This is a genomic window from Allohahella marinimesophila (genome assembly GCF_039538005.1).
GTDB lineage: Bacteria > Pseudomonadota > Gammaproteobacteria > Pseudomonadales > Oleiphilaceae > Allohahella > Allohahella marinimesophila.
Genome location: NZ_BAABBO010000007.1, coordinates 69173 through 93135, shown reverse-complemented (window position 1 = coordinate 93135; position 23963 = coordinate 69173). Strand labels below are relative to the sequence as shown.

The 23963-nt window shown below is 56.5% G+C and carries 19 protein-coding genes; 6 read left to right on the top strand and 13 right to left on the bottom strand.

Annotation, left to right across the window (positions count from 1 at the left end):
• The first annotated feature begins 19 nt into the window (after window positions 1-19).
• Window positions 20-1186: an MFS transporter gene (locus ABD735_RS06080; RefSeq protein ID WP_344804360.1), complete on the top strand. Its 1167-nt coding sequence runs from the start codon at window positions 20-22 to the stop codon at window positions 1184-1186.
• Between the two features lie 264 nt (window positions 1187-1450).
• On the opposite strand, the gene ABD735_RS06075 is transcribed toward ABD735_RS06080, so the two are convergent.
• The 3 genes from ABD735_RS06075 to ABD735_RS06065 form a co-directional block, all read right to left on the bottom strand.
• Complete coding sequence (locus ABD735_RS06075) at window positions 1451-3727, bottom strand: FdhF/YdeP family oxidoreductase (RefSeq protein ID WP_344804358.1); 2277 nt, start codon at window positions 3725-3727, stop codon at window positions 1451-1453.
• 107 nt (window positions 3728-3834) lie between these two features.
• Complete coding sequence (locus tag ABD735_RS06070) at window positions 3835-6519, bottom strand: ATP-binding protein (protein WP_344804356.1); 2685 nt, start codon at window positions 6517-6519, stop codon at window positions 3835-3837.
• A gap of 47 nt (window positions 6520-6566) precedes the next feature.
• A complete protein-coding gene (locus ABD735_RS06065; protein WP_344804353.1) occupies window positions 6567-7685 on the bottom strand; it encodes a DUF2855 family protein in 1119 nt (372 codons plus the stop codon).
• A gap of 86 nt (window positions 7686-7771) precedes the next feature.
• Between ABD735_RS06065 and ABD735_RS06060 the strand changes: the two genes are divergently transcribed.
• Both ABD735_RS06060 and ABD735_RS06055 read left to right on the top strand, forming a co-directional pair.
• Window positions 7772-8092, top strand: a complete 321-nt coding sequence (locus ABD735_RS06060) for a hypothetical protein (RefSeq protein ID WP_344804351.1) — start codon at window positions 7772-7774, stop codon at window positions 8090-8092.
• A 76-nt stretch (window positions 8093-8168) separates the two neighbouring features.
• Window positions 8169-9299 (top strand): HD-GYP domain-containing protein, encoded by a 1131-nt coding sequence (locus ABD735_RS06055; protein ID WP_344804349.1) that lies wholly within the window; start codon window positions 8169-8171, stop codon window positions 9297-9299.
• On the opposite strand, the gene ABD735_RS06050 is transcribed toward ABD735_RS06055, so the two are convergent.
• Window positions 9296-10060, bottom strand: coding sequence for an EAL domain-containing protein (locus tag ABD735_RS06050; protein ID WP_344804347.1), 765 nt, complete (start codon window positions 10058-10060; stop codon window positions 9296-9298). The two genes, ABD735_RS06055 and ABD735_RS06050, sit on opposite strands and share 4 nt — an antisense overlap.
• 186 nt (window positions 10061-10246) lie before the next feature.
• On the opposite strand from ABD735_RS06050, the gene ABD735_RS06045 reads away from it, so the two are divergent.
• Together ABD735_RS06045 and ABD735_RS06040 are read left to right on the top strand one after the other, a co-directional pair.
• Window positions 10247-10975, top strand: a complete 729-nt coding sequence (locus ABD735_RS06045) for a YebC/PmpR family DNA-binding transcriptional regulator (RefSeq protein WP_344804345.1) — start codon at window positions 10247-10249, stop codon at window positions 10973-10975.
• Window positions 10976-10990: 15 nt separating this feature from the next.
• Window positions 10991-12250 (top strand): DUF418 domain-containing protein, encoded by a 1260-nt coding sequence (locus ABD735_RS06040; RefSeq protein WP_344804343.1) that lies wholly within the window; start codon window positions 10991-10993, stop codon window positions 12248-12250.
• A 6-nt stretch (window positions 12251-12256) separates the two neighbouring features.
• Here ABD735_RS06040 and ABD735_RS06035 read toward each other — a convergent pair whose 3' ends face one another.
• Together ABD735_RS06035 and ABD735_RS06030 are read right to left on the bottom strand one after the other, a co-directional pair.
• Window positions 12257-12538 (bottom strand): hypothetical protein, encoded by a 282-nt coding sequence (locus tag ABD735_RS06035; protein WP_344804341.1) that lies wholly within the window; start codon window positions 12536-12538, stop codon window positions 12257-12259.
• The gene (locus tag ABD735_RS06030; protein ID WP_344804339.1) at window positions 12535-13227 is read right to left on the bottom strand and encodes an HAD family hydrolase; all 693 of its coding nucleotides are present in this window, start codon (window positions 13225-13227) and stop codon (window positions 12535-12537) included. Before ABD735_RS06030 ends, ABD735_RS06035 begins: the two co-directional genes overlap by 4 nt.
• Window positions 13228-13459: 232 nt before the next feature.
• On the opposite strand from ABD735_RS06030, the gene ABD735_RS06025 reads away from it, so the two are divergent.
• Window positions 13460-14560: a 3-deoxy-7-phosphoheptulonate synthase gene (locus ABD735_RS06025; protein ID WP_344804337.1), complete on the top strand. Its 1101-nt coding sequence runs from the start codon at window positions 13460-13462 to the stop codon at window positions 14558-14560.
• Here the strand turns inward: ABD735_RS06025 and cysG are convergent.
• Genes cysG through purF form a run of 7 tightly spaced genes read right to left on the bottom strand, consistent with a single transcriptional unit; the run spans window position 14505 to window position 23878 of the window.
• Entirely contained in the window at window positions 14505-15890 is a 1386-nt protein-coding gene (gene cysG, locus ABD735_RS06020; protein ID WP_344804335.1) for a siroheme synthase CysG, read from the bottom strand. The genes ABD735_RS06025 and cysG overlap by 56 nt on opposite strands.
• Window position 15891: 1 nt before the next feature.
• Window positions 15892-17187, bottom strand: coding sequence for a serine--tRNA ligase (gene serS, locus ABD735_RS06015; RefSeq protein WP_344804333.1), 1296 nt, complete (start codon window positions 17185-17187; stop codon window positions 15892-15894).
• 46 nt (window positions 17188-17233) lie between these two features.
• The gene (locus ABD735_RS06010; RefSeq protein WP_344804331.1) at window positions 17234-17698 is read right to left on the bottom strand and encodes a fluoride efflux transporter FluC; all 465 of its coding nucleotides are present in this window, start codon (window positions 17696-17698) and stop codon (window positions 17234-17236) included.
• Complete coding sequence (gene lolA, locus ABD735_RS06005) at window positions 17699-18433, bottom strand: outer membrane lipoprotein periplasmic chaperone LolA (RefSeq protein WP_344804329.1); 735 nt, start codon at window positions 18431-18433, stop codon at window positions 17699-17701.
• Window positions 18434-18467: 34 nt separating this feature from the next.
• A complete protein-coding gene (locus tag ABD735_RS06000) occupies window positions 18468-21041 on the bottom strand; it encodes a DNA translocase FtsK (RefSeq protein WP_344804327.1) in 2574 nt (857 codons plus the stop codon).
• Window positions 21042-21050: 9 nt separating this feature from the next.
• The gene (locus ABD735_RS05995; protein WP_344804325.1) at window positions 21051-22334 is read right to left on the bottom strand and encodes an O-succinylhomoserine sulfhydrylase; all 1284 of its coding nucleotides are present in this window, start codon (window positions 22332-22334) and stop codon (window positions 21051-21053) included.
• Window positions 22335-22351: 17 nt separating this feature from the next.
• Window positions 22352-23878 carry an amidophosphoribosyltransferase gene (gene purF / locus ABD735_RS05990; protein WP_344804323.1) on the bottom strand — a complete coding sequence of 509 codons (1527 nt, stop codon included), beginning with the start codon at window positions 23876-23878 and terminating at the stop codon, window positions 22352-22354.
• Window positions 23879-23963: the final 85 nt, after the last annotated feature.

The following is a 23963-nucleotide window of genomic DNA, read 5'->3' as shown; positions in this document are numbered from 1 at the left end:
GGTCTCATTCGGGTTATCAATGTCCATTACTCCAAGATTTGCCATCAGCGCGACCTTCTTCGCCATCGGCTGCAACGTTGCGCTGGTCTCGGTCATGCTACCGCTTATCCGGCTCAAATTCGGCTTTTCGGAGGCTGAGTTCGGCCGCTTTCTGCTGGCCTTCGGCTGCGGCGCCCTGGTCGCACTGCCATTGGCGCGGTTTCTACTGGCGCGCTATGCCAGCGCAACGATCACCCGTCTAGCCGTGTTCATGGCCTTCATAGCCCTTGCCCTGCCGGCGCTGATGCCGGTGCCCTCGCTGCTGGTAGTGACGGTATTTCTGGCTGGCGTACTCCTCGCATCTGCTGATATTTCAATGAACGCCAATGCCGTCGCAGTAGAGCGGCTGTATGTGGCGACTGGCAAAGGTCCGATGCTGTCGTCGTGCCACGGCTGGTACTCTGCAGGCGGGCTGGCGGGCTTGCTGATCGGCCCCGTCGGAGAAATGCTCGGGCTCGAATGGATGGCCATTCTGGCCTGCGCAACGGTGTTACTGTTCTTTGCATTGGTGAATCGTGGCCTGCTGTATGAGGCGCCTGAGTCAAGCGTTAAGGACCCCGCTGCACCAGCTCGAGCATTCTCTCCCCTTCTGCTGGTTATTGGCCTCGCCGCGCTGGTGGCCTTTACCGCTGAAGGCGCCGTGATCGATTGGTCTGGCGTCTATCTTGATACCGTGATGGGTGTTGAGCCCGCCCTCTTCGGGCTGGGCTTCGCTGCCTTTTCACTATCGATGGCGATCATGCGCTTCAGTGGCGACGCGCTTCGTGCCAGATTCGGTGATCGCAGGGTGATCGCCATTAGCCTGATCGTGGGCGCGATGGCCTACCTGGTGATCGTCTACTCGCCGAATGTGGTCATCACCACGCTGGGCTATTCGCTACTGGGACTCGGGCTGGCGAATGTCGTGCCGGTCTATTTCCTCATGGCGGCCAATGTGCCCGGCCTGCCGCATGGGAGCGGTCTCACACTGGTAGTAGGACTTGGCTATATCGGTCTGCTGACTTTCCCCCCGCTGATCGGCTGGGTGGCTGAAGCCTGGAGCCTCCGCTCAGCTTTTGCAGGCCTCTCGGTCATGTTGCTGCTGTCACTGCTGGTGCTTGTCGTGGTGCCGGCACGCGCCAGTCGAACTGAACCAGTCCCAGCGTAAGGCCTGCTTGAGCTGATGACTCATCAGGAAAGTACTCGCTGCACCGGAAAGAGAAGCGTGACATAGAGTGGCGCTGAAACTTCCCCTCAGTTGAAACGACTCTTGCCATCCGGGCTCTGACGTAGATTCCACATTTCAGCGACTTTTCAGTCACATTGGCGTTGTTAACCTCCCATCGGTTCATCAAATAAATACAACCGATTCCTGGAGGGAGAGCAATATGAGCCACCCGTCTTGCGTGGTGACGACTGCTGCACAGTTTCGTCAGACCACAATACGAACAGGCGCGCCCTTATACGCCGGCGTCTTGGATTCCTCATCGTGATAATCCAGGGGAATCAATGGATTTGCCTCCGGATAGTAGGTCGCGACGCAGCCATCAGGCAGGTCATAGGCGGTGACCTTCATATTGGCTACTCGACGCTCGACGCCGTCGTTCACGGCGCTTTCCAGGGTCACCATCTGACCTTCACTGAGGCCCGCGTTGGCGATCTCATCGGGGTTCATCAGCACAATATAGCGTGAACCTTCGAGCCCCCGTAGGCGATCTGAATGGCCGTAGATCGTGGTGTTGAACTGATCGTTGGAGCGCATTGTGATCATGGTGAACTCACCTTTGCCGGGTCGTTCACCGAGTGCGCTCAGCACCTTTGGTGCGGTGAACTCGGCTTTGCCGGACTCTGTTTTCCACACTCTTTCCCGCGCTGGGTTGCCACGGTAAAAGCCACCAGCCTCGAACATCCGGGCATTGAAGTCTTTGAAGTCATCTGGATAAGTCTCTTCGATAAGATCACGAACCAGGCTGTAATCGCCCAGCCACTCATCCCACTTCACCTTCGGATTCGGCTTCAACGTCGCCTTGGCCAATCCAGCCACGATAGCCATCTCCGACTTCAGGTGCTCGCTGGCGGGCTGACGCTTGCCGACCGAGCCATAGATATTACTGAGACTGTCTTCCATGCTGACAGCCTGCGCACCAGTCGCCTGCATATCCTCCTCGGCACGCACCAGGCACGGGAGTAACCATGTCTTCCTGCCGACCAGCAGATGCGAACGGTTGAGTTTCGTCGCTACCTGAACATTCAGGGTGAGATCCTTCCACGCTGGATCAGCCTGACCCTGATCGGGAATGGCGCGGGCGAAGTTGCCGCCCAGACTGAGGAATGCCTTTACAGAACCATCCAGCACACCTCGCACGACCTCGACCGTGGTGCGGCCTTCATCGCGCGGCGGTTCAAAATCGAACATCTCGGCCAGTTTGTCGAGCGGCACCAGCTTTGGCTTTTCCGAGATGCCGACTGTGCGCTGCCCCTGTACATTGGAATGGCCCCGTACCGGGCTGATCCCGCCGCCGAGACGTCCAATGTGACCCTTCATCAACAGGAGATTCACATACATGGCGAGATTGACGAAGCCATGCACATGCTGTGTGAGTCCCATGCCATAGATGCCGATGGTCTTTTTCGCAGTCGCGTACATGGCAGCTATCATTTCGAGATCTGCGCGCTTCAGACCGGAAGCCTGCTCGATGTCTGCCCATTGCGTCTGCTGCATCGACCGGACGAAGTCGTCGAAGCCCTTTGTATGCTCTGCAATGAAGGTCTTGTCGAGCACGCCGCCCTTCTCTGCCTCCAGTTCCAGAACGCGCTTGCAAAGCCCGGCCAATACAGCGATGTCGCCGCCTGGTTTGACTTGCAGATAATGCTCGGATATCTGGGTGCTCGAGGTAGTGAGCATCTGCACCGGGCTCTGGGGATTGACGAACTCGATGAGCCCCCGCTCTCGCACGGGATTGAAAGTCACGATGTGGCAACCGCGTTTCGCCGCCGCCTGCAGGTTGTGCAGGAACCTTGGGCTGTTGCTACCGGTATTCTGCCCGAAGAACATGATCATGTCGCACTGCTCGAAATCTTCGAGCGTGCAGGTGCCGACGGAAGAGCCAATCACCTTCTTAAGTCCGACTGAGGTGGTTTCGTGACACATATTGGAACTGTCGGGCAGGTTATTGTGCCCGTAGAGCCGTGCGAACAGGGCCCAGAGGTAGGACGTTTCCAGAGCAGCGCGGCCGGAGGTGTAGAACACGACGGATTTCGGATCGAGTTGCTGCAACTCCGCCGCGATGCCTGCGAATGCTTCTGCCCAGGTAGTCTCGACATAATGATCGGTACTGGCATCGTAGCGCAGCGGATGCGTCAGGCGTCCGACCATCTCCAGGTCATGATCGCTCCAGCTCTTCAGCGTTTCGACGGAATTCTCGGCAAAAAAGGCCGGTGTGCAACGATGGCTGGTGAGGTCCCAGACGGTCGCCTTGGCGCCATTTTCGCAGAATTCGAAGGGATGTGGTTTTGCTGGCTTGGCCCAGGCGCAGGAGGTACACATGTGACCACCAGGCTTGTTCTGGCGCCAGAGGGTCTTCATGACGCCAGGGTCCGGCCTGCTTCGCTCCATGATGGTGGCAAGACTCTTGACAGAGCCCCAGCCACCAGTTGGTCTATCGTAGTGTGGCAGGTCCTCGTCCTGGGTCTTGCTCTTGTCGCTCATGCCGTGGGAGTCCTTCAGAAGTGTACACTCTACCCGGCCGACTGCATTTCCAGCTGATTCGAGCAGGCTTGTTGAAGACTCTACGTGGCGGTTGCGGAAGCGGACCCTCAGTCCTGGGCGTATTTCTGCAGCACAAGTTGCAAAGCCTGACTATTGAGGGGCTTCACCAGATGCTCACGGAAGCCAGCAGCGTAGGCTTTGGCGATATCCTCCTTGTTGCCCCAGCCGGACTGCGAAAGAAAGATGGTATGCCTCGCCTCAGGTAAGGCAGATAGGATGCCGCACAGTTCATAACCATCGATATCCGGCATGCCAATATCCAGCAGAGCGAAGTGCGGCTGGAACTGTTTGAACACTTCTATGGAATCCTTTGGTTTCGTCACGCTTCTCGTGTCGTAGCCACTTGCGATGAGCAAGAGCTCATACATTGCTGCGATATCTTCGTTATCATCAACGATCAGTACACGATTCTTGCTGGTGGCCACCCTGTTCAGGTCGGTTGAGCTGGTATGCTCGCTGTTCTGATCAAGCTCGGATTGCGGCAGCACGACTTCGAACTCGGCACCCTGCCCGATACCAGCGCTTCGCGCCACGATCTTACCGCCATGTAGCTCCACCAGTTTCTGCACGAGCGTCAGGCCAATACCAAGACCACCTTTTACCCGGCTCGAGTGAGTGTCCATCTGGGTAAACATGGTAAAGATGAGACCAGTGTTTTCCGGTGCCAGACCAACACCGTTGTCGATCACCTTGATGTGTATGAGGCCATCCTGCGCGTAGGCACGAATCTGAATCCGGCCGCCTTCGTCGGTGTATTTGGCAGCATTGTTGATGATATTGCCAAAGACCTGTCCCAGCCTGGTCCTGTCGCCAGTCACTGGTAACTCCGCCTCCGGCAATTTCAGTTCTAGCGTGTGCCGCTTTTCCTTCAGCAAGCTATCACAGGTCTCCAGCGCATCCCGGATGATATCCTGAAGTACGACACGGCGCATATCCAGTTTAATCTTACCCTGGGTCACTCGGGAGACTTCCATCAGGTCGTCGATCATTCTCGTCATGCTATCGACCTGCCGTGTCATGGTCTGGATCACACGGCTCCGCACTGCCTCATTGCTTTCGGCTTCAAGAATGGATATGCCCGTGCTGATGGGCGTTAGTGGGTTACGGAGTTCATGAGCAAGTGTCGCGAGAAATTCATTCTTGTGCCGGTCCTGCTTCTCCAGGTTTGTCAGGTTGCGATGCATCCTCTCCTGAGTTTCCAGTGCATAGGCCATGAACACGAGATTGAATCGCTCCGCCATGCCAACATCATTCTGATCCCATTTCTTGCTCTTGCCTTTCACTTCCCTGATATGCACCTGGAAAGAAGTCCGCGGCATCAAGCGCTCTTTCTTGGAACTGGACACCGCTTTCTCATCCGGCACGCCAGCCCATTTTTGCACCAGCTTTTCTTCCTTACGGAACCAGACTGTATAGTAATTCTGCTTTTCAGCCAGGGGCATGAAAAGCGCGCCCTTGATGCCGTTGAGACGCTCCGTATCCAGGAAGTCTGCACTGATATCAGAGGAGAGGTACGGCTTTTCCTGGGTATGGTTAAGACGATCACAGATCTCATGGATGACATCCAGTTCCGGCGTGACGCCTATCGATACCACCTGAATTTCCGAAAAGAACACGAAGCCGTCGGCGTCCATGATCCTGAGCACTTCATCTTCATGATGCTTGAAGATGTCGATAATGGACTGTTCGCTCGAGACCATCGAAAGCATGCGACTGATCGCCTGATCTGCACTTTCCTTTTTCCGGATATACAGCTCTTCTTCCTTGGCATAGAGATGCCAGCTGAACAGTTGCGAAATCATTTCGCACTCAAGTCGAACATTCTGCGGTATGTAGGCCGCTTCCCTGCTGTGGCAGGTAATGATGCCCCAGAGGTTGTCATGGGTCACCAGCGACATCGACATTGATGCCTTCAAGCCCTGGTTGCGAATATACTGCCGGTGAATTGGCGACAGCGTGCGCAATATCGAATGAGTCAGGTCAAGGGGCTTGCGCCCGCTTTCAGCCACCGTTGGCAGAAGCTTGGACGGCTCGAGGTCCACATTCGGCGTCAGACGCACCCAGTTCTTCTTGTATAGCTCCCTGGCCTGGGGCGGAATATCCGAAGCCGGATAGTAGACATCGATATAAGACTCCATGTCCGGTTCCTTCGCCTCGGCGATGACCTTGCCTGAAGCATCCTCGTTGAACCTGTATAGCAGTACACGATCCATATTGGTCACGTACTTGATCGTATCAACGATCTCCTTCGCCATGGTATCGAGGCTTTCGAACTTCTTGAACTTGGGCGCGATGCCAAGCGCATATAGCTTGATGAAATGCTTGGCCGAATAGGAGTCGCGGAAATTGGCTGCTGGTTCGAGTTCGATGACAAAGTGATCGTCGCTGTCATATACAACCGCATAATAGTCGGTGCTCTGCGTCGACTTTATGACCGACTGCTTGAACTTGACCTCGACCGGGAGCCTGGTTTCCTTTTGCTTGGCCCGTTGATATGTTTCACGCAGGAAGTCAGAGACTGCTTCCTTGCTATCGAGCAGATCGAAGAAATTTGACCCGATGAGATCATCAGTGTCGACGAACAGGTCCTGAACATTTTCACTGACGATTCTGATCTTGCCCTCGGTGCGATCCAGGGCAAAGAGATAGCCGTAGCCCTGTATGGATTCCGGTATATGTATGGGCTCATCTTCACACCTATCAAAATCAAGATCTTCAACATTCAGGACCATGCTTCACCACTACGCGTTTGACTACTATGCCTGTGAGGGCGGAAATTTTACGTATCGTCTTCCAGAACCACTATCAGCCCTTCATCCGGGGCTATCATACCTTCACACACCTTGGGGTACACATCGGCAAGCCCCGAAAGACCAGCTACCGTAGACAGTTTCAGCCACTGCGAGCTCTTTTCGGCAGTGTTCCGCAGGAAGCCCGCTAAGCGCTCAGCAAAGCCATCCGCACCCCAGTCCTTGATACGCTTCTGGATATGGCTTGGCGCAAAGAAGAACTGGCTGCGCGATTTGATGATGCCCTTACCCGGAACGACTTCATCCCAATGTGTGAGACCAACATTGATGCACTGCTTCATATTATCGGCCAGCTGCGTGTGCAACTGACCAAGCGCCTGACCACTGCCGGACATATCGACAATCACGGTTGGCACACTGGCATCGACGTGAGCGAGTTCATCATACGTAAGACACTTCGAATATAGTCCAAGACCTTCGACAAAATGCAGATTTCGCTGCGAAGTGATGGCAATGACGTCTGGCGCCGACTCGTCTGCCTCAAGGGCATAGGCCAGACCGGTACTGGTCTTGCTCGAAGCACTCAGGATCACCACCTGTTTCGCACCGAACCAGCCCTGCTCCTGCAGCATGTCCCAAAGACAGTATGAGGTGATATGTAGTGGCCACAGGAGCATGCGCTGGTTATCCAAAGCGCTGTCGTAGCCTGTTTCGTTACTCACCCGACTGTAGCTGTTATAGGCTGGGGGCAGCTCGGAGCGATGCGGAGCACCATCGATCAGCCGTGTGGCAGCCACTCGAACAGGCGTGATCCTGAGGGTGTTTGCGGGGGGGAAATAACCGAACAGGCGCTCACCCACATCGATGTCCTCGCTTTTCGAGGCAATGACATCCGCAAAGCCCCATACCGGAATCACACCCCACCCGGAAACGTCTTCATTCGACTGGCTCGGTACCGGCGGAAAGAATGTCCAGTACCCCAGCTGATCGCCTGCAACAGCGTAGGTGACATTGTTTGCCGTAAAGGCGAAACGATCGATCGCAACAAGAATATCACCATCCTGAAGCGACTCGGCTTCCGCAGCGGGATCGGTACTGACGATGCGACTGGATATAAAGCGTCCTTTATCAATCTGGAACTGTGCCATAGGGGGCCTCTTGCGTTTTGGTTTCGAGCATGGTCCGGCATCACCATACACTGGTATAGGGTAGTGTTGTCCAGCGGCTATTCTTGGTGCAGCTTCTGCTTACAGACACGACCGGCCGCCCGAGCATTCGAAATATTGGTGGCAACAATGAAGATGTCGGGGATGCCCGCTATAACGTCAACGAGTGTATTCAGAAGCGCGCTGACGCAGAAATACAGAGCCTCACAGACCTGTATGAGAAAGCCAACTTCTGGCAGGACCCACGCATCGGCAACAGGAAAGGCGGCCTCGAGCGGAATGACACTGCCAGAACCCTGGACACGGCCGGCGAACTTCAGCAACGTTTCACCATGAAGACCATAGTGGCCGTCCCTTCTGGGGTCGCAGTTTTCCCAATATGTGCTTAACTTAAATGGATTTATTCCATATGTTATGGCCCGGGCCCGGGCATTGCTGAAGACAGGTAGTAGCTGAGCAGTCACTATGGCAGATTTGTTAAAACTCATCCCCGGCGCGCTGTACGTTGGCAAACCGTTGCCGTGGCCGGTCTACGACGAAAATGGTGGTCTCCTGCTAAGCCAGGGACACGTTATACAAAGCGAATACCAGCTCGAACTGCTTTACAACCGGGGCATGTTCCAGAAGACCATGCAATCCACCCGGGCGCAGATTTCCGAGGAGCGTCAGGAAGGTCGAAAGGTCAGCCCCTTCGCCGAGTACGCGCTGTTGCTGGAAGATCTCGAAGCTGGACTGCACTCGGTCCTGGTCAAGGATCCACGGGCGAGCCAGAAAATTCTCATTCTCGCCAAGCGCATCGCCGAAATGTGTGCTGGTGATCCTGATGCCTGTATCGCGCTGGTGCACATTTATTCGGTTGAGCCTACTGCCTACGAGCAAGTGCTATTTTACGCCATTCTGTGCTGTATCATCGGTCAGCGACTGAACTTCATTCCTAACAGGATCATCATCCTGGCGGCGGCGGCACTGTCAGCCAATATCGCGCTCTTACCGCATCAGGACAAATTGAATAACTCGAAGATGGCGCTTACCGATGCACAACGAGCCATCATCAACAAGCACCCACTGTTGAGCGTTGCTGCACTCAAGGCTGCCGGTGTCGAACAGCCGCGCTATTTGCGAATCATCGAACAGCATCACGAGGTCTTCAATGGCCGGGGCTATCCAAATGCCTTGAAGGGGGACGCCATTCTCCCGGAAGCCAAGGCACTGGCCCTCGCAGAGCGTTACACCGCCATGGTCACGCGACGAGCCTATCGCGACCGGTATTGCAGTGATCAGGCCAGACTGGAAATCCTGCAGGCATACGCAGAGGACCCGGATCAAACGGTCTATAACGCTCTGTTCGAGGGAATGGGAGATTTCCCCCCCGGCAGCCTCGTCACCATTCGTACCGGAGAAACAGCCGTCATCACTCGACAGCGCAAGGGCGCACCACCGTGCATGCAGGCTGTGATCAGCGCCAAGGGGAATGCTTATATGGGCGGGCTCAAGCGCGAAAGCCTCGAGGCGGAATTTACCATTCAGGGCGTCGTGGTGCCAAAGGTTCTGCCGACGCTGAATCTTGATGAACTCTGGGGCTATAAACAGGCCTAGGCCTGGTCGAAATCGACTTCAGGCAGGCACTCGAAACCAGGTTTGGCGAAGTAGTAGCCCTGCATCAGGTCGATACCGAGCGACTGCAAGACCTCCATTTCCGCTTTTGTCTCAATTCCTTCGGCCAACGGTGTAATACCAAGATCCAGGCATAGGTTCACGCAGTGCTTGACGATCTTCTGACGCACCAGGTCGCTATCGATGTTGCGCACCAGCGCCATATCGAACTTGATGATGTCAGTCTGATAATCGGCCAGCATATTCAGTCCGGAATGACCTGATCCAAAATCATCTGTCGCCGTCTTGAAACCCATCTCCCGATATGATTCCACGATCTGCTTTACGTGGCTGGTGGATGTGAGTTTTTCAGCCTCAGTGAATTCGAAGAGAATACGTTCAATTGGAAAGCCGCAGATTTTTGCGGCTTCCAGCGTGGTGCGGATACATAATTCAGGCTTGTACACCGCGTTCGGGAAGAAGTTGATACTAAGCACGGACGGGATCTCCAGCTTCGCGGCCAGTGCAATCGCTTTCACCCGGCATACCTGATCGAAACGGTAGCGGTTACTCTCGTTGACCTGCTGAATCACCGACCAGGCTGACTCGTTGTTCAGCCCCCTGCAAAGGGCTTCGTAGCCAAAGATTGTTTTGCTGGCCCAAGCAACAATAGGCTGAAACGCCATGGTGAACTCGAAACCGAGATCGACGCTTTCGATACATTGTTTACAGGACAGAGCTTTGAAATCGACCGGTTTGTTCATGCTGAATAGGGAGTCTGTCGGTTAAAAGAGACGCAGGCAGAATGCTGGCGCACGCTGCCGAATTCGTCACTGGATGCGTTAAAGCGTAGTGCGGTTCGTGATCGATCGCAAACTTGCAAGCTATCGGCCGCGGGGCAGTTCCGTGTAAACTCTCCATTTTTCACGAATCAGCTCCAGGATACCGGTATGGGCAGAGCCTACCAGAACCGCAAAGAATCCATGGCCAAAACGGCCGACGCCAAGACCAAGGTCTACAGCAAGTACGCACGCGCCATTTACGTATCGGCCAAGTCGGGCAGTCCTGACCCGGATGCCAACCTGACATTGAGAGGTCTAATCGATCGAGCGAAGAAAGACCAGGTGCCTTCGCACGTCATCGATAAAGCCATCGACAAGGCAAAGGGTGCTGGCGGAGAAGACTACGCTGTAGCCCGATACGAAGGCTACGGACCAGGTCAGACCATGGTCATCGTCGACTGTCTGACGGATAACCCAAATCGCACCTTCGGTGATGTGCGCCAGGCATTCACCAAGACGAAATGCAAGATCGGTACCCCCGGCAGCGTCAGCCACATGTTCGACCACTGCGCCATTCTTGCTTTTGCCGGTGAAGACGAAGACGCCGTGCTCGAGGCATTGATGATGGCTGACGTAGAAGTCACGGATATCGAGAGTGAGAACGGCAAGATGACCGTATTCACGCCGCACACCGACTTCAACAATGCAAAGCAAGCCCTGGCTGAAGCATTCGGCGAGATCGATTACGACACCGACGATATTCACTTCCTGCCCCAGACGCTTACACCGGTCACCGGTGAGGACGTGCCCATGTTCGAAAAATTCCTCGACATGCTCAACGAGCTGGATGATGTGCAGAACGTCTACCACAACGCGGAGTTGCCTGAATCCGCCTGAGGACTCTGTGGGCTCATGTCACTGGTGACTGAGCCCGCCTCCCCTTCCAGAATTGCCAGCCTCGATGTGTTGAGGGGCCTTGCGCTGCTTGGCCTGCCGACCATGAATATCATTGTCTTCGCGATGCCCTCGGCCGCTTATGTCAATCCGCAGGCATGGGGTGATGGCAACGCCCTGAACGATATTCTTTTCGGATTCTTCTATCTCTTCGCCGACCAGAAATTCATGGGCCTGTTCACGCTGCTGTTCGGTGCGAGCATGCTGCTCCTGGCAGAACAGTCAGAGGTCAGCGGCCGAAACGCAGCGTCAGTGCATTATCGTCGAACCTTCTGGCTCCTGGTCATTGGTCTCATGCACGCCTGGTATCTCTGGGAGGGCGATGTACTGCAGATCTACGCCATGATCGCTCTGCTGCTGTATCCATTCAGATACCTCAACCCGCTGACCCTGTTGGTAATTGCTGCCTGTGCACTCAATGTGACGCTGTATCTGAGTCATTTCCCCGATATCAGTGAAGCGACTATAGGTGCGGATGGCCGCTACGATCTGAAAGCCTATTTTCAGCCCGATATCGCTCAGGTAGAAGAACAGCGAGCCATGTATCTCGGCAGCCATGAGGACACGGTCGCTGCAGTACGTGGCACCCTGGCGACAGAATTTACCGACAGTGAACACAGCGCCGACCTTATCCTGGCCAAAGGCGGGCTGGCCATGTTGGTTAAAGTGTTCGGCATGATGTGTCTGGGGATGGCCCTCTATAAACTGGGCGTACTCCAAGGCTGGCGGACGAGTCGTGAGTATCGCAGACTAGCCGGCATCTGCCTCGGTATCGGTCTGCCACTGACTGGATTTGGCCTGTGGTGGAATTATGCCCAGCAGTGGAATATGGATGCCTGGTACGCCTTCGGCATGATTCCACAGCACCTTGGCGCTGTGTTCATGACTGTGGCCTACGCAGCTTTGGTGCTTCTGGCGTTGCGGACAGTCCTGCCGAAAAGTATGGCTACGGCGTTAGCTGCCGTTGGACGCATGGCTTTGACGAATTACCTGATGCAGTCGCTCATTTGCGCCCTGCTCTTCTACGGATATGGGCTGGGGCTGTATGGTTCGCTCTCACGGCTGGAATTGCTGCCGATCATCGTTGGAATCTGGTGTGGTCAGATCCTGTTATCGCTCATCTGGTTGCGGTATTTCCTACAGGGTCCAGTCGAGTGGCTCTGGCGGACGCTGACCTATTTCAATCTCCAACCCATGCTCAGGCGACGAGTGGGATAAGCGCCACTACAGTGGCTGAACGCGCTCATCCATAGTCACGGATTTCGCGCCCGAGCGGTCGATGATCTTGATGATCGTGGTCTGCACCACGGTGTCTTCACGGATATCCGTCTGGGTACTAAAGGTTTCAGTCATCATTTCCGCACCTTCTTCAGCGGTGAAACCCACAATGACCTTGGTCGCCATCGACTCGTTTGGGCCATAATAGACGATGCTGATCAAGGGGTAGCCCTGAAAGCCCTTTTTAACCTGCTTCGCAATTCTTTTCTGTGACTTTTCAAGGTTCATCTGGCGGCTCTCTCATACTTGCCGGCCATTATAGCGGCAACTAGATCAGGCAGGTCACGCATATTGTTGATCACTGCGCTCACGCCCAGCTCCCTCAACACGGCATCGTGGCCAGGGGGAATATGACTTGCGCCCGTAAAACCAATGACATGCATGCCAGCCCGTCTCGCTGCCAGCACGCCCGTTGGGCTGTCTTCGACGACCAGGCAGTGTCCTGGCGCCACACCCATACGCTCGGCTGCCAGGAGGTACACGTCCGGGGCAGGCTTCGGGTTTGGCACCATGTCAGAGCTGAAAAGGTTGCCGGCTACCCGTTCTGTAAGCCCAGCGCGTTCAACTGAGGAGGCCAGATTGTGACGACGACTGTTTGACGCCACGGCGAGCGGCAGATCGATCGCCAGCAGCGCATCCCTGGCGCCAGGGATGGCCTGCACCTCGGTAGCCAACAGTTTTTCAGTCTGCTCTCGCAACTTGCTATCAAAATCCGCCGGCACTTCAAGATCAAATCGCTTTTCGATAAGTTCGATGATATCGGGCACCATGAGCCCGAATGTGCCTTCAAGCGCAGCTTCGAGTTCTTCGAGCGGCACGTAGGCGCTCAGCGCTTCGACCAGGATACGATGGGTAAGAATTTCACTGTCGACGATCACGCCGTCGCAGTCGCTGATGAGGAGTTCAATGGTCGGCATGAAAGGTCCTGTCGCTGGAGTCAGGCAGTCGCTCGTCGGCGCTGCAACTACCACTCTACAACGTCAGGCGCTGTAATCGAAGCCCGCATCGTCGATTGATTTAGCCGCCAGTTTGCAGCACACTAAACGACACTTCCCTGCTCGGCTACACCAGTCAAATCAGCTGATCGGGGGCATGACCCCGCATGTCACTCAAGACAGCCTCCAAAGAACAACATAGCAGTTAGCAGCCATGAACCAGATTCACAACGTCAACGTTGAAAGCCAGACGGTGCTCATCACACCAGAACAACTCAAAGCCGAATTGCCGCTGAGCGAAAAGGCTGCGGAGACCGTCTATACGGGTCGCCGCACCATCGAACAGATCCTCGACGGCGAAGATCCACGATTGTTCGTGGTCATCGGCCCCTGCTCGATCCACGATCTCGAAGCCGCGCGCGACTATGCCAGGCGTTTGAAAGGGCTTGCAGAAAAGGTCGATGAGACGCTGGTGCTGGTGATGCGGGTTTATTTCGAGAAGCCACGCACGACCGTTGGCTGGAAAGGCCTGATCAACGATCCGCACATGAACGATTCCTTCGAGATTGAAGAAGGCCTGAAGCTGGGTCGTGGTCTGTTGCTCGAGCTGTGTGAAATGGGCCTGCCAACGGCGACCGAAGCGCTTGATCCGATTTCGCCGCAGTACCTGCAGGATACGATTGCCTGGTCGGCCATTGGCGCGCGAACGACTGAATCGCAGACCCATCGTGAAATGAGCAGTGGCTTGTCCATGCCTATCGGCTTCAAGAACGGCACCGATGGCAGCCTGACCGTGGCGGTCAATGCCATGAAATCTGTCGCCCATCCCCACGCTTTTCTCGGCATCGATAACGAAGGCAACGTGGCCATCATCAAGACCAAGGGCAATCGCTACGGTCACGTGGTGCTGCGGGGAGGCGGTGGCCAGCCAAACTATGATTCGGTATCAGTAAAGCTGTGTGAGAAAGAGCTCGAGAACGCCAAGCTGCGCCAGGCGATCATGATAGATTGCAGCCACGCCAACTCCAGCAAGGACCCCGGCATACAGCCACTGGTGCTGCAGGACATCAGCCGTCAGATTGCTGAAGGCAACGAGTCCATCATCGGCGTCATGGTCGAAAGTCACATCAACTGGGGCAATCAGCCTATTCCGGCGAACCTGGCTGATCTCAAGTATGGTGTATCAGTGACCGATGCCTGCATCGACTGGGAAACGACCGAGAAAGCTATTCTCGAGATGGATCAGAAGCTCAAGCCGATCATGAAGCAGCGTCGTGAGCGACTGTCTGCCAGGCCAGCTGGTCACGGAGCCTGACCACCGTCCCTACGATGATAATCGTGGGGCCCGGTACTTCCTCGGCGGCAACCAGTGCCGCCAGTTCTGAAATGGTACTCGTCAGTACACGCTGCTCAGGCAGTGTGCCCTTCGATACAATGGCTGCAGGCATATCTGCAGCCATGCCGTGTGCGACCAACTCCCTCGCAATCAGTGGCAGTGCAGCCAGCCCCATATAGAAGACCAGCGTCTGCCTGGGCCTGACCAACTCGAACCACGGTAAGTCGCTCGTGTTATTTTTGAGATGGGCTGTTATGAAGCGCACCGATTGTGAGTGATCACGGTGCGTCAGCGGAATACCCGAGTAGGCCGCGCAGCCCGAGGCTGCGGTGATGCCAGGTACTACCTGAAACGGAACACCCTTCGACGCCAGTAAGTCAATTTCCTCACCGCCACGTCCGAATATGAAGGGATCACCGCCCTTGAGGCGCAACACGCGCTTGCCTTCGAGGGCCAGCCTGGCGAGCATCTCGTTGATCTCTTCCTGCGGCACCGTGTGCTGCGAGCGAGCCTTTCCGACGTCGATGCGCTCGGCATCGCGCCTGACCAGATCGAGAATCTGCGGTGATACCAGACGGTCGTACAGCACCACATCAGCCTGTCTCATCAGGCGCAGTGCCCGAAAGGTCAGCAGGTCGGGATCACCGGGGCCGGCACCCACGAGATACACCTCGCCAGCACTACTAAGGTCATCGGCAGTATCCAGCACCTCGAGCATGCGGTCGCGAGCCTTGTCTTCAGCCCCGCTATACACAAGATCCGGCACCTGACCTTCAAGCACCGTCTCCCAGTAACGACGACGCTGATTGATATTCGTGAGCTTCGACTTCACTGTTTCCCGGAGTGCACTGGCCAACTGCGCGAGGTGGCCGAGTCTAGACGGCAGGAAGGCTTCAAGCCTATTACGAATCAGGCGCGTCAGCACCGGGGCTTCTCCACCGCTCGAGACCGCTATCAGTAATGGTGATCGATCGACGATGGAGGGAAAGATGGCAGAACTGAGCAATCTGTTTTCTGCGACATTCACGAAAATGCCGAGCGCCTGGGCTTCGGTGGCGACAGCTTCGTCGACGGTCGTATCACCGGTAGCTGAGACGACGAGCATAGCGCCTGCCAGCGTCTTGCAGAGCGTGCCGTCAGCCAGGGACTGCTGGAACTGGGCCGGGCTCATGCGCTGGATAAGCGCACCGGCCTTCGTCAGCAGTTCGCATTTTCGTTCGGCCTGATCCGTGTCACCGACCACCAGACAGGCGGACCCTTCGAGGCGAAGTGCGAGCGGTAACAGAGGCCAGGCAGCTGGCTGTGTCATGTCAGCCGGCGGTCCCGATGTGAGTTCGGTCGCCAAACCAGGACTGCAGCGCCTCTGGAATCCGGATACTGCCATCCGCCTGCTGATAGTTCTCCAGTACGGCGATCAGCGTGCGACCGACCGCCAGACCAGAACCGTTCAAGGTATGGACGAGCTCCGGCTTTGCACCAGCCTGTGCGCGCCAGCGAGCCTGCATACGGCGAGCCTGGAAGTCTCTCGTATTACTCACGGAAGATATTTCGCGATAGGCGTTCTGGCCTGGCAGCCAGACTTCCAGATCGTAGGTTTTTGCGGCAGAAAAACCGATGTCGCCACCGCAGAGCAGCACCTTGCGATACGGCAGCTTCAGCGCACGCAGGATGGCCTCGGCGTGGCCTGTCATCGCCTCGAGCGCAGCATCGCTGTCTTCAGGCCTGGTGATCTGTACCAGCTCGACCTTTTCAAACTGGTGCTGTCGAATCATGCCGCTGACATCACGTCCATATGCACCTGCTTCACTGCGGAAACAGTTGGAGTGCGCAACAAACTTGAGCGGCAGCGCATCGGCTTCGACGATCTGCTGGCTAACGAGATTGGTGAGCGGTACTTCCGCAGTAGGTATCAGGTAGAAATCGCGATCTCCGGGGATCTTGAACAGATCGTCGGCAAATTTCGGCAATTGGCCAGTACCCATCAACGCAGCCTCATGCACCAGAAGCGGCACGATGACTTCGTGATAGCCATGCTTGTCGACCTGCGTGTCCAGCATGAACTGGGCCAGCGCACGGTGCAGCCTGGCAATGTCGGCCTTCAGCACCACGAAACGGCTCCCTGACAAGGCTGCGGCAGCCGCAAAATCCATCTGGCCATGCAGCGCTGCGTTGTCGGCGGCGAGGATGTGATGCTCTTTCGGCTCGAAGTCGAACTGTGGCAGATCGCCCCAGCGCAGAACCTCCTGGTTATCAGATTCATCCTTGCCGGCTGGCACCGAATCATCCGGCAGATTGGGAAGACCAGCGAGCATGGCGTCGAGCTCATCCTGGAGCATGACCAGAGCTTTCTTCTTTTCATCCAGGCGTTCGCCGAGACCGGCCACCGCCGCCATGATGGCAGAAGTATCCTCACCTTTGGCCTTGGCCTGGCCGATCTGCTTCGAGGTGGCGTTACGCTCGCTCTGCAGCTGCTCGGTATCGACCTGCAGCGTTTTGCGCTCGGCCTCGAGTGTCTGAAATCGCTCGACGTCGAGCTTGAAGTTCTTCCTGGCCAGCGCGCTTGCGACGCTGTCGATGTCCTGCCGCAGCAGTTTTGGGTCAAGCATGTGGAAAAGATCCGTTTAGCGAATTATTGAAAATGATGATATCGCATCAACTCTGAACGAACGACTGCAGCAGCAGTCTCGTGAGCATGTAACCACCGGCAAAGGCCAGGCAGCCAAAGACCAGGCTGCCACCGGCATAAAAAAGCGCGATTGAAATCCTGCCAGCTTCCAGCAGGTGCACCACCTCCATGGAGAAGGTAGAAAAAGTCGTGAACGCGCCCAGAAAGCCGACCATGACGAAGGCTCGAAACTGCTCCGGACTGAACCACAGGCTTACCGGCTCGGATGAGACCGAAGCCTGACTTATTGACGCACCGGTTCTTGCCGCAGTCCACGACAGCAGCAGCGCCAGACAGACGCCCATGAGCGCCGACCCCGCCACATTGATGCTGAAAGTCGGCAATGGCCAGTCAGGACCAAACTTCTGCATGATGTAGCTACCGCCAGCGTATCTGGCCATGGCACCGAGTGCGCCGCCGCAGGCCACTGCGAGAAGCATGGACAGGTTCATCTAGAAATCCTTGATGACATCGACCCCATCCGGGACTTCGAACTTGAATACACTGTCCGGTATCGACGGATTCATGTTGACCGAGCTCAGCTCAAGCACGGTAAATTGACCAAGTCCATCCTGTATAAGCAGTGCGACAGGCTTACCTTCAAGAAAACTGATGCGCAAGGTTTCGAACAGCGATTCTGTAGCCTTTGGCTTGAGCTCGAACATGCGAAACTCGTCGGGATCCTTGTCGCCGGTCACGACCAGCCGCACGGTATAGTGCTCGTCGATAGCGGCCACCTCACCACTGAAGAGCAGCGCCGGCGTAGTCTGTATTTCACCAGACATCTTCTGCACTGTGACTTGCTCCAGATCCGGATCGTAAAGCCAGATGAAATCGCCATCGGTGACCAGTGTCTGCGCCGAGGGCGCTGCGGTCTGCCAGAAGAAATGGCCGGGGCGTCGGGCCTTGAAGCTGCCTTCAACACTCTGCATGGCGTTGCCATTCTGTGAAAACACCCGCTGGGTGAACTCCGCGCTCAGGGTGTCGAGTGGCTTCAGTAACTGCACCAGTTCACGAAGGGCTTCACCTGGGGCGGCTTCGAACTGAAGATCCGCGTCAGGCGAGCCACTCTGCAGCTGTCGTACCGAGTCCGGCACGCCTGCTTCCTCGGCGGCATTGCCCAGTAGCGGCCAGGCCAGCAGACCGAGCAGTAGCAGAGCAGGTTTCATGGTTCTTTTCATTATCATTGCAGGTCCCTGTAAGGTATTGAGCGCCAGCACACTATTCCCGTGATGGTGGGGACAGGACCTCTCGAGCGCCATTGTGACCGGCAGCACTGATGACACCGGCGGCCTCCATGGCATCGACCAGATTGGCTGCCCTGTTATAGCCTACTTTAAGCCTTCTCTGCACAGAAGATATAGACGCTTTCCGCGAGTCGATAACGAAAGCGACAGCTTCGTCGTAGAGCGCATCCTGCTCGCCATCGCCGTTTTCACCGCCTCCGCTGCTGCCGTCGATACTCTGGACGAAGTCGCTGTCGGAGGTGCCATCGAGAATTTCAGTCAGATAGTCTGGCTCGCCGCGGCGCTTCCACTCGGCGACCACACGATGCACCTCGTCATCGTCCACGAAGGCGCCATGCACGCGCACGGGCAAGGAGGTGCCGGGCGGCATATAGAGCATATCACCGTGACCGAGCAACTGTTCGGCTCCACCCTGGTCAAGAATTGTTCTGGAATCGATCTTGGAGGAGACCTGGAAAGCCATTCGCGTCGGGACGTTGGCCTTGATCAGACCGGTGATGACATCGACTGATGGCCGCTGTGTCGCCAGAATGAGGTGTATACCGGCGGCCCGAGCCTTCTGAGCGATACGCGCGATCAGCTCTTCAACCTTCTTGCCGACAATCATCATCATGTCGGCAAACTCGTCAATCACGACCACGATGTGCGGCACAGGTCCGAGGGCCGGCGGCTCATGGGCCAAAGCAGAGTCGGATGGGTTCCACAGTGGATCGGGTATCCCCTCACCTGCCGCGAGCGCATCCTTGACCTTGCGATTGAAACCCGCGAGGTTACGCACGCCAAGCGCTGACATCAGGCGGTAACGTCGCTCCATTTCACCAACACACCAGCGCAAGGCATTAGCGGCCTCCTTCATGTCGACCACGACTGGCGTGAGCAGATGCGGAATACCGTCATAGATCGACAGTTCCAGCATCTTCGGGTCGATCATGATAAGCCGCAGCTCTTCCGGCGTGGACTTGAAGAGCATGCTCAATATCATGGCGTTGACGCCGACGGACTTACCCGACCCGGTGGTACCAGCGACCAGCAGGTGCGGCATCTTCGCCAGATCGGCCACCACGGGGTTACCGGCAATGTCGTTGCCGAGGCCGAGGGCAAGCGGTGACTTCATGTTCTCATAGTCACTGCAGCTGAGGACTTCCCTGAGGCGGACGATATCGCGGTTCTCGTTAGGAATCTCGATCCCCACCACCGACTTGCCCGGAATGACCTCGACCACTCGCACACCGACGACCGCCAGCGATCGCGCCAGATCCTTCACCAGATTGCTGATTCGGCTGACCTTGATACCGGGTGCCGGCTGAATTTCGAAGCGGGTGATGACCGGGCCGGGATTGACCTCGACCACTTCGACGGAAATACCGAAATCAGCAAGCTTCGCTTCAAGCAGCCTGGACATGTCGATGAGCGCCTGCTCGGAATAGCCACCCTTCTTGGTGACTTCCGAGGGATCCAGCAGTGACAGCGGCGGTATGGGGCTGTCGTTGGTATCGAAAAGTGATGGCTGATCCCTGCGCGCGCCAGCTTCCTTCTTGCGCTGAAAGGGCGAAATACGAACAGCTTTTTCCGCTGCCTCAGCCGCTGCGGTTGCCGCCGCCCGACCGGCCGCCTGCATCCTGCCCTCTGGAGGCCTGGATGAGGAAGCTGCAGGCGCAGCCTGGGCGGCCTGGCTGTTAGCAGACGCGCTGTTTGCGGTCGACTGGACCGCTGCACGCTCAGCCCCTTCGGCAGGCAGTTTGGGCAAACGCTTCACGCCACTTCTGGCCGCCTTTTCAGCCTGCCGCTGGGCATTGCGCTTACGCAGGAAGCCGGCGGCAGCTGAAGAGCTCTTGCGCAGACCCTTGCCGGTCCATCCAGCCACAATGCCGGTCCAGCTGCCGAAGCTCTGCGCGGTCCGGAGCGCATACTCGCCTGTCAGATCCATGAAACGCAGCCAGGAAAAACCAGTGGCAAGACTGAAGCCGAAAAACAATGCCGCAATCCACAACAAGGTACTGCCGACGATATTGAGGCCGCTGGTAGACAGTTCGCCCAGGGCATGACCGAGGGCGCCACCCGACTGTAATGGCAAGGTCATGACAGCATACAGGTCGAAAATCGCGGTAAGCGAGCAGACGATGAGCATGACGCCAAACAGGCGCATGGCAATCACGGGCCAATGAACGATCCTGCCGGTAATGCGGCTACGCAGCACGCTGATCGCCTTCAGACCGAAGACCAGTGGGAACAGGTAGGCAACATGACCGAAGAAGAAGCGCAGGATATCGGCCACCCAGGCGCCACTGCGACCGGCATAGTTTTCAATCAGCTCCCGATCACTCGTGCTTGACCAGCCGGGATCGGCCGGACTGTAGGTGGCCAGGGCAATCATCAGGAAGGCAGTCATGAACAGCCAGAATATGAGCGAACCTTCGCGCTCGACATGCTCCAGATATCGGGCGAACGCAGGCGATCGCGCGGCCTTTTTGGCGGCTGGGGACGATGAGGGACTGGATCCCCGTGCTGACTTCTTGCCAGCGGCTGGTGCGACGTTTTTTGTGGACATTACAGGAGTCTAGAGGGCCTTACTGCCACTGAGCAAATCTTTGCGTATATCTTCTGCAGACTCAAGTCCGATGCACAGCCTGATCAGCCCATCCTCGATGCCCGCCTGAGCTCTGGCCTCAGGTGAAAGCCGACCATGCGTGGTGCTGCCCGGATGGGTCATGGTCGTCTTCACATCGCCCAGATTGGCGGTGATCGAGATCCAGCGTGTGCCATCGATAAAACGCCAGGCGGCATCACGGCCACCGGCCACCGTGAAGGACACAACGCCACCGAAGCCACTCTGCTGACGAAGGGCAATGTCGTGACTGGGATGTGTTGGCAGGCCGCAATAATATACCTTCTCAACCCAGCTCTGTTCGGTCAACCATCGTGCGAGCTCGGCGGTCTGCTCACAGTGCGCCTTCATGCGAATGCTCAGGGTTTCAAGACCCTTGAGGAAAATCCAGGCATTGAAGGGGCTCATGCTGAAGCCGCCGCTACGCATGAAAACCTTGATCTCATTGACGAGGTCTTCGCGGCCGACGACCGCACCCCCGATGCCGCGCCCCTGGCCATCCAGGTACTTGGTCGCAGAGTGGATGATAAGGTCGGCACCAAAGGCCAGTGGCTGTTGCAGAACCGGGGTACAGAAGCAGTTATCGACCACGAGCAGGCAGTCGCCAGCCACCGCTATGGCTTTCAGCCGATCGAGATCGGCCACTTCGTTGAGTGGATTCGATGGCGTCTCGAGGAATAGCAGTTTCGTTTCAGGTCTGATCGCAGCCGACCAGGCCTCGTAGTCAGTGAGGTCGACCCAGGTGGTCGTCACGCCAAACTTGGCCAGGTACTTGTCGAACACCACATTGGTGGTGCCGAATACCTGACGGGAGGAGACAATGTGATCGCCCTGCTTCAACAAGGCCATGCAGGTAGCGAGAATGGCGGCCATACCACTCGAGGTCCCGATGCAGCTGATTTCGCCGCCGGCGTACCCAGCTGGCGTTTCCATGGCAGCCAGGCGTTCTTCGAACATGCGAACGGTCGGATTGGTAAAGCGGCTGTAGATGTTGCCCGGCACGTCACCGGCAAACTTGGCAGCCGCTTCTGCTGCCGAATTGAACACGAACGAGGATGTCGGGAAGATCGCTTCGGAGTGCTCCTGCTCTTCCGTGCGATATTGCCCGCTGCGAATAGCCTGGGTTTCGGTCGACCAGTCTGCCTGGTGGATTCGGCCAAGCCGGCCATGTCCTTCGCGTTGGCCTCGAGCCACTGCAGATGGCTGGGCTTCTGGCTTCTGGTTATCTTCGGACATGGGCGCTTCGTGATCTCCTAGACGTCGTTGTGCAGGTCGAGCGGCACCTGCGTGTGGGAAGCCTCCTTCGATGCCTCCCATAGCGCTTCGTTCCTGTCGCCGCGCAACTTCTCGAGTTTGGTAAGATAATCTTCAGTGATATCGCCAGTGATATATTGACCGGTGAACACCGAACAGTCGAATTCTACGATATCCGGATTCCCCTCGTGAGCCGAGGCAATCAGGTCTTCCAGCGTCTGATAAATCAACCAGTCAGCGCCGATGATCTCCTGAACTTCCTTCTCTGTGCGGCCATGAGCGATGAGATCGCTGGCAGCGGGCATGTCGATACCGTAGACATTCGGATAGCGAACCGGCGGCGCTGCTGACGCGAAATACACCTTGTTGGCCCCGGCATCCCGCGCCATTTGCACAATTTCCCGACAAGTCGTACCGCGAACGATGGAGTCGTCGACCAGCATGACGTTCTTGCCTCGGAACTCGAGGTCGATCGGATTGAGCTTCTGGCGCACGGACTTCTTGCGCTGTTGCTGCCCCGGCATGATGAAGGTCCGGCCGATATAACGATTCTTGATGAAGCCTTCGCGATACTTCACCCCGAGATTGAAGGCCATCTGAAGGGCGGCCGTTCTGCTGGTATCCGGTATCGGGATGATGACGTCGATATCGTGGTCGGGGAAGTTCTCCCGAATTCGGGCCGCCAGGCTATCGCCCATGCGCATGCGCGCCTTGTATACCGAAATGTTGTCGATGATGCTGTCCGGGCGCGCGAAATAGACATGCTCGAAAATACACGGCGCTAGCACGGCATTCTCTGCGCACTGCGCGCTGTGAAGCGTACCGTCAATTTCGATGTACAGCGCTTCGCCGGGGGCAATGTCACGCTCGAGCTTGAAGCCAAGCGAATTCAGGGCGACGCTCTCGGACGCGACCATGTATTCCTTGCCCTCGGCAGTTTCTCTAGAGCCGAAACAGACGGGCCGAATGCCATGCGGATCGCGGAAGGCCACGACGCCAAAGCCAGTGATGAGGGCTACGGCAGCGTAGGCACCGCGAACGCGGCGGTGCACGGACTTGACCGCTTCGAACACTTCGTCAGGGCCGGGGCGGAATTTCCCCTGCTTCTGCAATTCGTGAGCGAATACGTTCAGCAGCACCTCGGAATCCGAGTGTGTATTGACGTGACGCAGGTCGGTCTTGAAGATGTCTTCAGCGACGTCGTGGGTGTTTGTGAGGTTCCCGTTATGCGCCAGCGTAATACCGTAGGGTGAGTTCACATAAAAGGGCTGGGCTTCAGCGGAACTGCTGGTGCCTGCAGTGGGGTACCGGACGTGACCGATACCGGCATTGCCAGCCAGTCTCATCATATGTTTCGTTCGAAACACATCCTTGACGAGGCCATTATCTTTCCGGAGGAAAAACCGGTCATCCTGACATGTTACGATTCCAGCGGCATCCTGCCCTCTGTGCTGCAATACCGTCAGGGCGTCATAGAGGTCCTGATTGACATTGCTTTTACTTACGATTGCTACAATTCCGCACATAGGCTACCTGCTTTTCACACGATGACACTGCAATGTATGACTTCAGACTGCTGATTTTTATTAGCGTATTGCGTAACGCCACGAC

Coding starts and splice junctions, on each gene's coding strand:
- ABD735_RS06040 (WP_344804343.1), top strand. CDS start 10,991: ATGTCACTGGTGACTGAGCCCGCCTCCCCTTCCAGAATTGCCAGCCTC.
- ABD735_RS06080 (WP_344804360.1), top strand. CDS start 20: ATGTCCATTACTCCAAGATTTGCCATCAGCGCGACCTTCTTCGCCATC.
- ABD735_RS06035 (WP_344804341.1), bottom strand. CDS start 12,538: ATGAACCTTGAAAAGTCACAGAAAAGAATTGCGAAGCAGGTTAAAAAG.
- ABD735_RS05995 (WP_344804325.1), bottom strand. CDS start 22,334: ATGTCCGAAGATAACCAGAAGCCAGAAGCCCAGCCATCTGCAGTGGCT.
- cysG (WP_344804335.1), bottom strand. CDS start 15,890: ATGACACAGCCAGCTGCCTGGCCTCTGTTACCGCTCGCACTTCGCCTC.
- ABD735_RS06010 (WP_344804331.1), bottom strand. CDS start 17,698: ATGAACCTGTCCATGCTTCTCGCAGTGGCCTGCGGCGGCGCACTCGGT.
- ABD735_RS06075 (WP_344804358.1), bottom strand. CDS start 3,727: ATGAGCGACAAGAGCAAGACCCAGGACGAGGACCTGCCACACTACGAT.
- purF (WP_344804323.1), bottom strand. CDS start 23,878: ATGTGCGGAATTGTAGCAATCGTAAGTAAAAGCAATGTCAATCAGGAC.
- ABD735_RS06030 (WP_344804339.1), bottom strand. CDS start 13,227: ATGCCGACCATTGAACTCCTCATCAGCGACTGCGACGGCGTGATCGTC.
- ABD735_RS06045 (WP_344804345.1), top strand. CDS start 10,247: ATGGGCAGAGCCTACCAGAACCGCAAAGAATCCATGGCCAAAACGGCC.
- ABD735_RS06055 (WP_344804349.1), top strand. CDS start 8,169: ATGGCAGATTTGTTAAAACTCATCCCCGGCGCGCTGTACGTTGGCAAA.
- ABD735_RS06000 (WP_344804327.1), bottom strand. CDS start 21,041: ATGTCCACAAAAAACGTCGCACCAGCCGCTGGCAAGAAGTCAGCACGG.
- ABD735_RS06065 (WP_344804353.1), bottom strand. CDS start 7,685: ATGGCACAGTTCCAGATTGATAAAGGACGCTTTATATCCAGTCGCATC.
- ABD735_RS06050 (WP_344804347.1), bottom strand. CDS start 10,060: ATGAACAAACCGGTCGATTTCAAAGCTCTGTCCTGTAAACAATGTATC.
- ABD735_RS06070 (WP_344804356.1), bottom strand. CDS start 6,519: ATGGTCCTGAATGTTGAAGATCTTGATTTTGATAGGTGTGAAGATGAG.
- serS (WP_344804333.1), bottom strand. CDS start 17,187: ATGCTTGACCCAAAACTGCTGCGGCAGGACATCGACAGCGTCGCAAGC.
- ABD735_RS06025 (WP_344804337.1), top strand. CDS start 13,460: ATGAACCAGATTCACAACGTCAACGTTGAAAGCCAGACGGTGCTCATC.
- lolA (WP_344804329.1), bottom strand. CDS start 18,433: ATGATAATGAAAAGAACCATGAAACCTGCTCTGCTACTGCTCGGTCTG.